Annotated in this window: 10 protein-coding genes; 4 read left to right on the forward strand and 6 right to left on the reverse strand. The window is 65.9% G+C overall.

Annotation, left to right across the window (positions count from 1 at the left end):
* Positions 1–2 precede the first annotated feature (2 nt).
* A complete protein-coding gene (gene grpE, locus HPC46_RS01745; RefSeq protein ID WP_179466477.1) occupies positions 3–674 on the reverse strand; it encodes a nucleotide exchange factor GrpE in 672 nt (223 codons plus the stop codon).
* Positions 671–2518 carry a molecular chaperone DnaK gene (gene dnaK, locus HPC46_RS01750; protein ID WP_005143114.1) on the reverse strand — a complete coding sequence of 616 codons (1848 nt, stop codon included), beginning with the start codon at positions 2516–2518 and terminating at the stop codon, positions 671–673. Before dnaK ends, grpE begins: the two co-directional genes overlap by 4 nt.
* Positions 2519–2798: 280 nt before the next feature.
* On the opposite strand from dnaK, the gene HPC46_RS01755 reads away from it, so the two are divergent.
* A complete protein-coding gene (locus HPC46_RS01755) occupies positions 2799–4274 on the forward strand; it encodes a WXG100 family type VII secretion target (protein WP_179466478.1) in 1476 nt (491 codons plus the stop codon).
* Positions 4275–4710: 436 nt separating this feature from the next.
* Positions 4711–4983, forward strand: coding sequence for a hypothetical protein (locus tag HPC46_RS01760; RefSeq protein WP_179466479.1), 273 nt, complete (start codon positions 4711–4713; stop codon positions 4981–4983).
* 4 nt (positions 4984–4987) lie between these two features.
* Here the strand turns inward: HPC46_RS01760 and HPC46_RS01765 are convergent, their stop codons facing one another.
* A complete protein-coding gene (locus HPC46_RS01765; protein WP_179466480.1) occupies positions 4988–5308 on the reverse strand; it encodes a WXG100 family type VII secretion target in 321 nt (106 codons plus the stop codon).
* Positions 5309–5715: 407 nt separating this feature from the next.
* Between HPC46_RS01765 and HPC46_RS01770 the strand changes: the two genes are divergently transcribed.
* Positions 5716–7581: a S15 peptidase family protein gene (locus HPC46_RS01770; protein WP_325096534.1), complete on the forward strand. Its 1866-nt coding sequence runs from the start codon at positions 5716–5718 to the stop codon at positions 7579–7581.
* On the opposite strand, the gene HPC46_RS01775 is transcribed toward HPC46_RS01770, so the two are convergent.
* Genes HPC46_RS01775 through HPC46_RS01785 form a run of 3 tightly spaced genes read right to left on the reverse strand, consistent with a single transcriptional unit; the run spans position 7578 to position 10625 of the window.
* Positions 7578–8795, reverse strand: coding sequence for an MFS transporter (locus HPC46_RS01775; protein WP_179466482.1), 1218 nt, complete (start codon positions 8793–8795; stop codon positions 7578–7580). The two genes, HPC46_RS01770 and HPC46_RS01775, sit on opposite strands and share 4 nt — an antisense overlap.
* A gap of 5 nt (positions 8796–8800) precedes the next feature.
* On the reverse strand, positions 8801–9667 hold the full coding sequence (locus tag HPC46_RS01780) for a GAP family protein (protein WP_325096535.1): 867 nt from the start codon (positions 9665–9667) through the stop codon (positions 8801–8803).
* A complete protein-coding gene (locus HPC46_RS01785) occupies positions 9600–10625 on the reverse strand; it encodes a TIGR03617 family F420-dependent LLM class oxidoreductase (RefSeq protein WP_179466484.1) in 1026 nt (341 codons plus the stop codon). The genes HPC46_RS01780 and HPC46_RS01785 overlap by 68 nt, the downstream gene beginning before the upstream one ends.
* Positions 10626–10731: 106 nt before the next feature.
* On the opposite strand from HPC46_RS01785, the gene HPC46_RS01790 reads away from it, so the two are divergent.
* Positions 10732–12375: an alkaline phosphatase family protein gene (locus tag HPC46_RS01790; RefSeq protein WP_179466485.1), complete on the forward strand. Its 1644-nt coding sequence runs from the start codon at positions 10732–10734 to the stop codon at positions 12373–12375.
* The last annotated feature ends 10 nt before the right edge of the window (positions 12376–12385 follow it).

A 12385-nucleotide genomic window follows, 5' to 3' on the forward strand; every position in this document is an offset into this window, starting at 1 on the left:
CGTTAGTTCGATTCTGCGTTCTGCGCGCCGCTCTGCCCGCCGTTGACGGGCGTGTCGGCCGTCTTAGGTCCCGTCGGCTCGTCCGCCACGGTGTCGACCACCCCGACGAGCGCGTGCCGCAGCACCAGGTCGCCGAGTTTGTAGCCCTGCCGCATGACCGTGCCGAGCACCGGTTTGGAGCCCTCCCCCTCGTGCTGCACGGCCTCGTGCAAGGACGGGTCGAACTCGTCGCCCTCGGCGCCGAAGGCCGTCAGGCCCAGCCCGGCCAGTGCGGCCGTGAGCTTGTCGGCAACCGACTTCAGCGGACTCGTCTCGAGGTCGCCGTGGCTGCGGGCGCGGTCGAGATCATCGAGGATCGGGAGCAACTGGCTGACCACGGCAGCCTTGGCCCGCTCGCCGGCGACCTGTTGATCGCGCAGCGCGCGCTTGCGGTAGTTGGCGAAATCGGCTTGCACCCGCTGCAGGTCACCCAGCAGCTCAGCGGCCTTGTCAGCCTCCTCCGGCGTTTCGCCCGCGAACCCCGCCGGTCCCGGCCCACTGGGGGCCGGGCCGGTGCCATATCCCGGGTCGCTTCGCTCCTGCCCTCCGGGGGCCTCGCGAACCGCTCCGGTCTGGGGGTCGACACGGCGCTTGTCGGTGACAGTTACCGGTTCGTCCTCGCGACCTTCACTCACTTGTTCTCCTGCTCATCGTCAACGACCTCCGCGTCCACGACGTCGTCGTCGGACGGACGGGCCGATCCACCGTCGGCTTGGTCGGCCTGGCTGGATTCATAGATGGCGGAAGCCAGCGCTTGGCTCTCCTGGCCCAGCTTCTCCATGGCGGACTTGATCGCACCGATGTCGCTGCCGGCCAGCGCCGTCTTGGCGTCGGTGACGGCGGCCTCGACCTTGGCCAAGGTGTCCTCGGGGACCTTCGATCCGCCTTCGGCACTGCGCTGTTCGGAAACGAACTTCTCCGTCTGATAGACCAGCGACTCGGCCTGGTTGCGGACGTCGGCCTCTTCGCGACGCTTGCGGTCTTCCTCGGCGTGCGCCTCGGCGTCCTTGATCATCCGGTCGATCTCTTCCTTGGACAGGCCCGAGCCTTCCTGGATCTTGATCGTGTTTTCCTTGCCGGTGCCCTTGTCCTTGGCGGTCACGTGCACGATGCCGTTGGCGTCGATGTCGAAGGTCACCTCGACCTGGGGCACACCGCGGGGAGCCGGCGGCAGGCCGGTCAGCTCGAAGGAGCCGAGCAGCTTGTTGTGGGCCGCGATCTCGCGCTCACCCTGATAGACCTGGATCTGCACCGACGGCTGATTGTCGTCGGCCGTGGTGAAGGTCTCCGAGCGCTTGGTCGGGATCGTGGTGTTGCGTTCGATGAGCTTCGTCATCACGCCCCCCTTGGTCTCGATGCCGAGACTCAGCGGTGTGACATCAAGCAGCAGAACGTCTTTCACCTCACCCTTGAGCACGCCGGCCTGCAAAGCAGCACCGACCGCGACGACCTCGTCGGGGTTGACGCCCTTGTTGGGCTCCTGGCCACCGGTGAGTTCCTTGACCAGATCGGTCACCGCGGGCATGCGGGTGGAGCCACCCACCAGCACCACGTGGTCGATGTCGGACACCGAGATGCCGGCGTCCTTGATCACCTGTTGGAACGGCGCACGCGTGCGGTCGAGCAGATCCTGGGTGATCTTCTGGAACTCCGAGCGGGTCAGCTGCTCGTCGAGGAACAGCGGGTTCTTGTCCGCGTCGACGGTGATGTAGGGCAGGTTGATCGAGGTGCTGCCACTGGAGCTCAGCTCGATCTTGGCCTTCTCGGCGGCCTCACGAAGCCGCTGCATGGCCATCTTGTCCTTGGTCAGGTCGATGCCGCTGGTGCCCTTGAACTTGTCCACGAGCCAGTCGACGATCCGGTCGTCCCAGTCGTCGCCACCGAGGTGGTTGTCACCGGAGGTCGCACGGACCTCGACGACTCCGTCCCCGATCTCCAGCAGCGAGACGTCGAAGGTGCCGCCACCGAGGTCGAAGACCAGGATGGTCTGTTCCTTGCTGCCCTTGTCCAGGCCGTAGGCCAGGGCCGCGGCCGTCGGTTCGTTGACGATGCGCAGCACGTTCAGGCCGGCGATCTGGCCGGCCTCCTTGGTGGCCTGACGCTGTGCGTCGTTGAAGTACGCGGGCACGGTGATGACCGCGTCGGTGATGTCCTCGCCGAGGTAGCTTTCGGCGTCCCGCTTCAGCTTCATCAGCACGCGGGCGCTGATCTCCTGGGAGGTGTAGTCCTTGCCGTCGATCTCGACGGACCAGTCGGTGCCCATGTGCCGCTTCACCGAACGGATCGTCCGGTCGACATTGGTCACCGCCTGGTTCTTGGCGGGCTGGCCGACCAGCACTTCGCCGTTACGTGCAAAGGCGACCACCGAAGGCGTGGTGCGGGACCCTTCGGAGTTGGCGACGACGACAGGGTCGCCACCCTCCAGTACCGCCACGACGGAGTTGGTGGTCCCGAGGTCGATGCCGACCGCACGAGCCATGTTGATTCCTCCTGCTAGTTACGTCTTTGGGTCTGAGCGAACCAGGCTCAAGACTGCCCCCGCCAGGCGGCGGTTGTCAAGCCAGAGTTGAGTCTGATTCACTCAAGTTGTCGAGACGGTCAACGGCAGGCCTTTCACATTTGTTCCCGTGGGCCCTCTCGACACCGCCCAGATCGACGTCAGCGTGGCCCGCTCTCGGACGTTCACACGACCACGTCGATATCGGCACGAGAGTCTGGTGAATACCGGGGACACACCAATACCAGTACGTTTGCTACCTGTGGGGATTTCACTGGCGGATCTGGACCGGTGGGACCCGGGCTCAATTCGTGGTGTCGCTACCGCGACCAGCAACCGCGCGATTCACTTTCGCGATGTCGCACACAATCAAGGTGCGATCATCGCAAAGCTGGAGTGGGAGGGCGCCTCCAAGGAGGCAGCTGTTGCCCGAGCTCAGGCGATCAGCAACAGCCTGCTCAAGCACGCCGACGAGTGTGATCAAGCGGCACGTGACGTCGCGTCTGCTGCCTCCGAAGTGGAGTCCGTCAAATCTGAATGGACGCGTATTCAGCGGATGGCAGACAGATGGGGAATCACGATCGATATCGCCACGAGTTCATTGTCATCCTTTCATTCGACCGATCCCGAGCAAGAGGCCGAGAACGAACGCCACCTGCAGATCGTCCACGATGCGATTGTCGATCTGCTGCGGCGCGCCGATTCCGCCGATCAGCACCTCGCAAAAGCCGTCGGCAACGCGACATCTGAAATGACCGACGGTGACAGCGCCGAATCGCCCGTGGCTCCCGACCCAATCCAGAAGCGCAACCAAATCGATGCGTTCCGTAGGACGTTCGGCCGCGACCCCGTCACTGTAAGTGACTGGGAGACGGCTGCGGCACTGGATCCGCACAGCTACAACCCGAAGAACAAAGGCGTTGAAGCGAATATCGTCGTCGCTCGCATCACGCCGGTACCGGGTCAAGGTGTCGTCCGCACGAATCTGTTCATTCCCAGCAAGGACGTCTGGGCACCTGCCCTCGAACTCCCACCGTTCGACAACGACCACTTGCTCCCTTACGACAACAACGTCGGCGACAACCGGGGCTTTAGCCCGTACACCGGCCCCGAGGATTCCCGTGTTGCCATCTACACCGACTTCGAAAACGGGATCATCGTCGCCCGCCAAAATCCGTCAGTGAATGCCGACACCGGCCAGGTACGGGCCGGCACACCCGATGTCTCCGCGGTCCAACAGTCGAACGGTGCAGTTCTCCTCCGCTACAACGCAGCCGATCCGTTCTCGCCGGGTGGCGAGGCTCCCGCGAAGGCCATTCCGTTCAGCGTCAACGGAACATTGGGCATCAGCCCAGGTGTCGACGGCCCGCGCGTCGGCGGCGAGGTCACCACCTTCCCTGCGCTCGAGATCTACGGCGACCGTGGTGGCACGACGACGCCGCTATTGCAATCGTGGCCCAGCCTTACCGACGACGCTTCCGGGCCGATGCTCGGTCTGCTGCCCCACAAAGCCGTGGGCGACGGCACCGTCATCACCAGCTTCAACAGTGTCATTCCGCAGTTCGAGCCACCACAGCTCGGGCCAGTACACAGCCCACATTCCGTGCCGATAGCGCCGCCGATGTCCATTGTGCCCCCGGGCAACTTCACCCCCTTCGGACCGGCGACGGGAGGTGAGGCCCCGGTCATCCGGACGTTCACACCGTTACAGGGCACCGAATTCCTTCCCTCACCCTGACCGCGCCGTGCGCGCATTGTTTGAGGTCAGCCGGGGAGGATCGACAATGGCAAGTCCTACAGTCGATTTGCGACGGGAAGACTTGTACCCATCGCTAGCAAGGCCACTGAGGGGCTAAACATGGCACGTCCGGTCGTTGACTGGCAGAGAGCTACGTTCGTTGGCGCTGTTTCTGGTGGAGTGTTCTGGGGGCTGGCCGCAGGGGCGATATTGGTCTCGAAAGCCTCTGCAACGGCTGTCATCGCGATCTGTATCAGCGCGGCTGTCCTGGCGGTCGTTGGCGCATTCATCTACCGCCGCAGCATTAGCCCGCGCAATCGCGCCGTCGGGATCGGCCTGGTCCTAGCCCCGCTCACGGGTCTTGCACCAGTGCTTGCCGTTTGGCTCCCGGGCCTCTTCACCCACGCAACCTCTTGGAAAGGGTGACGACCGACCCATGGGTACGCCGCCGCACAATCCCGAATCTCCGGCACTTCAGGAACAGCATCCGATCGCGCTGCTGGCCGGGCTGTTTGTCGGCTTCGCTTCGGTGATTCTGACCTTGGGCTTCTTGTGGCCGTTGGCCCCACTGTTCCCCGCTGCGGTCGCCGCTGTCGCTTCGGTGCTCCCGTTCAAGAACCATTGGCAGGTCGCCCGTGGCGCGTTCTATGCATGCCTAGGGGTTGTGGCATTCGAAGTGGTTTTTGTACTGATTCTTCTGCTGCGCTGACGATCTAACGGACGGCGTCCGCTTGGTCGCCAAGCCGCTCGAGTTCAGCAGCGCCGCGCTCGTCCATGGATTCGAACGCCCGGGCAGCTTCTACAACATGCGCCGCCTGCTCAGCGAGGGCGGTGTGGTGTGTGTCGGCCACCCGCTGCCAGGCGTTAGACATGCGCACCAGCGCATCGGCCGACCAACCCACCCATCCGGACTCCGAGTCGCTGAGGTCGACCATGGACTGCCGGTGGGACGCCGACAGCGCTGTTGCCTGCTCGGTGATGGCGGATCCGCCGCGGATCAGCCCGTCGACATCCACCTTCAGGTTGTCGGCCACGCGCCCCTCCACAGCAAATTGATCAACCAAATTTTAGGCTGCCGGCTCGACCCGCGGTAGTCGGTCTGCACACCCCGACGCTCGGAGCACCACGGCCACGCCTGCGAGTCACTCTTTTGGCGGAACCGTCAGACTTGTCACAGGTTGGCCCAACCGCCAGACACGAGCGGGCGAGCCCCGCTACCTATAGACGTATGGGTGCAGGGGCGTTTGTCGGTCGAATCGGTGGACTTGCGGTAGCGCTGGGAATCGGGGTCGCGATCGTCTCCGGCGCCGGAGAGGCCGCGGCCGCGCCAGGGGGCTCAACAGGTTCATCGGCGACCGGAAATGCTGCGCCACGGCCCTCGGCCCAGCACAACACCAGGTCGGTCAGCAAGGCTACGACGCCGCGAGCATCCGTTCGATCGGTGACCTCGGCCCGGATCAAGCCGACGGCGACCGCCACCGTGATCCGCACCACGGGTGACGAACCGGCGGTACCGGCCGACAACCCGCTGACCCTGGCGCTGGCGGCCGCATCGCGCCGAGAGGCGTTGGGCAACACCCAACGCACCCTCGTGGCGCCCGTCGCCACGACCACGACACCGGTGACCGCCGCCGCAGTACCCAGCACCCCATCATCGGTGGTGGCCATCCCGCAGCAGGCGCCGCTGGCCTTCCTGCAACGCATCCCGGTCCTCGGACCGGTGCTGTTCACCCCGATCGTGGCGGCCATGCATCAGGTCCCGGTTCTCGGCGACGTGCTCCATCCGCTGTTCGGCTATCCGGAGTACCCGGGCACACCGTCGGATGCCGCGCGGCCGCGGGACGTCAAGGTGGTCTCGTTCGACGGCGCGCAGATCTACGTGCACTTCATGCCTGCCACCGGACTGCAGGAAGGCAGCCAGGCGCCGACGATCTTCTACGGCCCGGGATTGGGGATGCCCGGCCAGACGAGCATCTACGGCAGCGTGGTGGATGGCGTGCTCACCAATGCCCTGGGTATGCCGAGCATTCTTGCGTTGCGCAACGCGGGCTACAACGTCGTCACGTGGGACCCGCGCGGTGAATACAGCTCGGGCGGCCAACTGCAGATCGACTCACCGGAGTACGAGGCCCGCGACGTGTCGGCGATCATCAGTTGGGTCGCAACACAACCGGAGGTCCTGCTCGACGGCCAAGACAGCGATCTCGACCCTCGGATGGGTATGGTGGGAGCGTCTTACGGCGGCGGCATCCAATTGGTCACGGCTGCAACCGATCACCGGGTCGACGCAATCGTGCCCACGATCGCGTGGAACAGCCTGAACACTTCGCTCTACAAATCGCAGTCGTTCAAGAGTGGCTGGGGCACGCTGTTGTCCGCGGTGCTGGTCCTCACGCTGGCGCGCACGAACCCGAAGATCCTTCCCGCCACCGTCTTCGGCGATCTCACCGGGTCACTGACGCAGGCGGACCAGGACCTACTGGCCGAGCGGGGCCCAGACTATCTGCTCTCCCAGATCACCGCCCCCACACTGCTGATCGAAGGCACCGTCGACACCCTGTTCACCCTGGCCGAGGCCAACGCCAACGCACAGGCGCTCATGAACAACGTTGACACCAAGGTGATCTGGTTCTGTGGCGGACACGGCCTGTGCACCAACGATCTGTTCAACACCGGCGGCGTCCTCATCGAGAAGCGGACCCTGGAGTGGCTCGGCCGGTACGTCAAAGATGACGCCTCAGTGCCGACCGGCCCGCAGTTCGAGTGGGTAGACCAACGGGGTCAACACCTTTCATCCGCCTCATATGAGCTCACGCCAAGCGACCCGGTCGTGTTGTCCAGCGCCAAGTCCCGGACGCTGCCACTGGTGCCCTTCCTCGGGGCGGGCGGACTGTTCGGGGTGCTGCCGATCGGATCGTCGCGGGCGATCGACGCACTGAACTACTCCACGCCGGCCGTCACGACGACCACCTATGTCGTCGGCGCACCGCATCTGAGCTTCACCTACTCGGGCACGGGCTCAGGAGACCACCTGTACGCCCAGCTCGTCGACAACTCGACCGGGCAGGTGCTGGGCAACCAGGTGACCCCGATCAAGGTGACGCTGGACGGAACCGAGCGCGTCGCCGACATCGACCTCGAGATGGTGGCCCAAACGCTCAAGCCCGGCCAGAAGGTCACCCTGCAGGTGTTCGGCTCCTCGGCCTCGTACCGCGCGGTCGGGGCGCTGGGCACGGTCACCCTGTCGAACGTGGAACTGTCCCTGCCGACCGTGGATCCGTCGACCATCACCGTCGACGCGGCCTAGAGTTTCGGGTCTCCCCTGCGCGCGTAGACCCGGGCCAACGCCAGCTGCGCCAGGGCGAAAACCCCAAGGATGCCGCCGACGATCCCGAAGGCGCCATAGGCGCTGGCTCCTGACGAAAACGCCCCGCCCACAGCGCTGTTGATGCCCACCGACACCGCTGTCCGGCCGAACTCCGAGGCGGCCGTGACGCCGCCGGCGTGTTCGAGCGGGGTCAGTTCCTGGCGCCACCGCGTCATGACCAGTCGGGCGCACACATTACTGACGCCGAACAGGAACACCGCCACGACCATGACGGGCAGGTTCACCGGTATCCAGCCCACTGCGAGCACCAGCGTCCCCAGCGCGCCGCCGACCACCCAGCCGATCCCGGTTCCCCTGTGCCGGGTCACCGCGTACAGCAGCGCCCCCGCGACCCCGCCGAGAGCGAACGCCGACCCGATGTGACCGACGACGGCGGGATGGTGAAGCAGTCCCTTGGCGAAGAACGCGCTGAGGATCTTGCGCAGTTCGTAGAGGTGGAACAGCATCAGCCCGACGACGACCAGCAACAGATACGGGTGGGCGAGAATGTATTTCAGCCCTTCCCAGGATCCGCCGTGCGGCTTGACGTCAGACGCGGCCCCCGACGCCATCGTTCTCGGGATCAGCAGATAGCAGCCTGCCGAGACCACGAACCCGATCGGGATGACGATGTGCGGAACGACGCCACCCGCCCACACCATGAGACCGCCGAGCATCAGCGGCCCGGCCACCGCGCCCACCTCGAAAGCCACTTCATACCGAGAGTTGATCCGGTCCAACAGATCTCGCCGGTGCCCGACCAGATCGAGCGGAACGGTGTGCACCGCGGTGTCCACGTACCCGCGGACCAGCGCCTCGAGTGTGTAGCACCCCATCACCACGGGCAGGGTCGCGAACCCGAAGATCATCGCGATCGGTATGCCGGCCAGGACGACACCCCGCAGGAGCGTCGAGAAGACCAGGACCAGCCGGGCACCCCACCGATCGGTCGGCCAACCGCCCAGGAAGGTGCCGAGCATGTGGATTCCGGTGCCGAAGGCGGCAAAGAACGCGGCGCTGCCCAACGATCCGGACATGTCGGCGACCAGGAGTGGCTGCGCCAGATGGACGGCACTGTTGACGATCTGGGTCAGAAGGACTCCGCTGAGCAACCCGCCGAGGCGGACCGAATCGGTATCGGTCGCCGAGCTCATGAACGTCAGCGACCCGGCATGTGCTCGAAGGCCCCGTGGCCGACGAAGGCGGCGGCGGCCAACAGGAGTACGGCCACGATCCAGCGACCATGAACCTTCATGATGCGCTCGTAGCCCTCCTTGATCGCGCCGGCGGCCCCCGGTCGCACGATCTCGATGACCGTCGGTGCCAGCGCGGGGATCACCGCGATCACCGCGAACACCACGGCAGCGAGCGTGCGTTCACCGCGGCCGGCGATCTGCAGTATCTGATGCCCGGCGGCGATGGCGATCGGGAACACTTTCGGGTGCAATCCGCAGATGGTGAAGCCCGCCAGCGCGGCGCGGGTAATACGTTGGCGCGCAGGTAGATCCGCCTTCAGATCGAGCCCCGGGAAGCGTTCGACCAGTTTTGCCGGTAGCTTGCGACGCTGGCTCTCGGGTTTGGAGACGTCGACGATCGGCCTGTGCCGGATTGCGCCGAGCGCCCGGCGCAGACCGATCGCCAGTAGCGCGATCGCGATCAGTAGGCGCACGATGAAGCCGGGCCAGGAGGTGTGATGGGCGTCCGCCCCGGCCGCCGAGCCCGTCAAGGCCGCGATCCCCACGCCGATACCGGTGGCGAAGGCAATGCCGACAACGGCGCCGCCGGAGAAGGCGAGCGTCGCCTGCCGGGGCACCACCTTGTCGCTGGCGACGACCAGGCCCAGGACCAGCGTCTCGGGGCTGAACAGCAACGCGAGCGCGAGGGTCGCGATAACGGCGAGGTGTGTGCTCACGTGCACCTCCGCGCTGGCATGGCGGTAGATTAACGCGCCGCCCGCGCTAGCGCGCAGCCCCCTGGGAAAGCTGGCGCGCCACCTCGCCGTAGCGTTCGAAGCGCTCGTCGTCACCGAGTGCGTTGTAGAGCACGATGCGGCTCGCGGTCCCCTGGTATTTGTGTTCGAGCGCGCCGGCCAGCCCGTCCCAGGTCGACTCGGTGGCGAACCTGGCGATGTGGTCGTCGGTGATCTGGGCGGCCATCCCGGGAATGTCGCCGGCCTTCTGGTTTTCCCGGATGCGGGCCGTGGTGCCCTCGAAGCCCGCCTCATCCCAGATGAACGCGTAGTTGGGCGTGCTGCCGTAGAAGCTCATGGAAAACCGGACCCGTTCCCGTTCCGCCGCGCGCTCCTCCTCGGTGTCGCCGACGATCGTCATCACCGGCACGATCAACGCGATTTCGGATGGCGATCGCCCCGATTTTTCCGCTCCCTCAGCCACTTTCGGCACCACGTGGCGGGCGATATAGCCGGGCTCGCCGATCGGGTGGACGTGCACGCCGTCGGCCACCTCACCGGCCATCCGCAGCATCCATGGGTTCACTGCGGCGATGTCGACTTTCGGATCGGGCTCATCGATGGGGCCTGCGCTCCACTGCGGCGTGATGAAGTCGAGGTTGTAGAACTCGCCGTGGTGATCGAGCGTGCCACCGCGAAAGGCGGCGAAGCAGGCCTTGACGGCCAGCACGTAGTCCCGCAGGCGCGGGCCGGGCCGTTCGAACGGCATCCCGTAGCGCCGGGTCACGTGGGTTCGGACCTGGGTGCCCAGTCCGAGCCGGAAGTGTCCGCCGGTCGCCTCCTGGAGTTCCCACGCAGTGGCCGCCGTGATGAACGGGCTGCGTGGAAAGGCAACAGCGACACCGGTCGACAACGCGAGGCCTGGTGCGGCTTGTGCCGCCACCGCTGCGTTGAGGTAGGGGGTGCGGCCGGTCTCGGTGAACAACATCCCGGAGAATCCGGCGGCCAGCGTGCGCTGCGCCAGCCCGCCGATCTGTCCCAGCGGGAGGGCAGTGGTCATGACGTCGACGTCCACCAAACGAATGTAGCGGGCACGCCGAAACGCCATGCGCGGGCTATTCCTGGATTTAGTCTGTGACACAGCTGTCAAATAGCTGTGGCGAAGGATCGGGGACGACGACGTGGCGACGATCAAGCAGGTATGTCTAGGTGTTGCGGTCGCCGGCGTGGTGGCCGGCGGCGGTTCGGCGGTCGCGACGGCCGTCGCCTACGCCGATTCCGGGTCACCGGATTCTCAGAGCGCGACCAAATCGTCGGGTTCGTCGCCCTCGGCATCGACCGCCCGGTCACGCAAGCCGGCGGCGAAGACCGGCCTCGTCACCGGGCCGCGCCGCAGCGCCGCCAGCACAGCCGCACCCGCCGCATCGACGGCCGCACCGACCGCACGCCGGACCATCGCGCCGATGAAACTCGCAGCGGGGCTGACCCTTCCGGCCCCGCTCCCGGCTCCGCCGCTGCCACTGGCCCCGGCAGGCAGCGTCACCACCGGCACTTCCCTGCGCGCCCGCACCGCCGGCGTGACGGTCATCAACGTCGTCAACGACGCGGTCAACCCGACCGACGTCCATGTTCTGGTGATCGGTGTCGACGGCACCAATCTGCGCCGCGTGATCGCCGGCGACAACCCGAACTTCGATGCGCTGATGGGCGACAGCGTCACCGGGGTGGCCAGCATCGTCGGCCACACCACCATCTCCAACCCGTCGTGGACCGCGATCCTGACCGGGGCGTGGGACAACCAGACCGGCGTCATCAACAACATCTTCACGGCCGACACCTACATGAAGTGGCCGACGGTGATCAACCAGCTCGAGTACTTCAACTCCGAGATCGACACGATGGTGATCGCGGACTGGGACGTCATCACCGATATCGCCCAGGCCGGCCAGTACCCCGTCGACCTCTACTCCTTCGTCCCGCAGGTGCCCGGTGACAGCAACTGGTCACTGACCGACGCCGAGGTCACCGCGCAGACGGTGGCGGCGATCGGGAGCGGCGACCCGCCGAACTTCCTGTTCTCCTATCTGGTGCAGGTCGACGAGGCCGGGCACCAATACGGCGGCGCCTCACCGCAATACGCGGCGGCCATCAACCGCACCGACACCAATATCGGCGCGATCATGGACGCGGTGAACACCTCCGGCGAGAACTGGACGGTCATCGTGGTCACCGACCACGGCCACCAGCCGCAGCTGGGCTTCGGGCACGGCTTCCAGTCCCCCGACGAGACCTCGACCTGGGTCATCGCCAACGGTGACGGCTTCGACCCGGGCCGGATGAACCTGGCCTACTCGATCATCGACGTCACGCCCACCGTGCTGTCGTTGTTCGGCGGACCGCCGCCGACAGGTTCACCCGGGGTGTCCCTGACCACGCTGGGCTCGAGCAACGTCCTCCCGGACGACCTGGATCAAGCCCTGCTCGACGCCATCGCCCGTAACGGGTGGCCGGACATCCCCACCAACGTGGCGCTGAGCGCGCGGACCATCTTCGCCAGCATCCCGTACTTCCTGGATGGCGGAATCAACAGCATCAACACCGCTCTGCAGGGGATCGTGGATCAGAACATCTTCCTGATCAGCCAACTGGCCGCGGTGTCCAAGGTCGTGGTGCAAGTCCTCGGCGACGTGGGCGTGGCGGCCACCAGCGCGCTCGCCGAACTGGTTGCCTGGATGACCGGGGTCGACATCTTCTCGGCGGGGCATCCGCTGCCGCCGCCATCGGTGGCGACCGAACCCGAGACACCCCCGGTGCTGGTGGCCTGACAACCGACAC

It is taken from the genome of Mycolicibacterium vinylchloridicum, from assembly GCF_013404075.1.
GTDB classification, from domain to species: Bacteria; Actinomycetota; Actinomycetes; order Mycobacteriales; family Mycobacteriaceae; genus Mycobacterium; species Mycobacterium vinylchloridicum.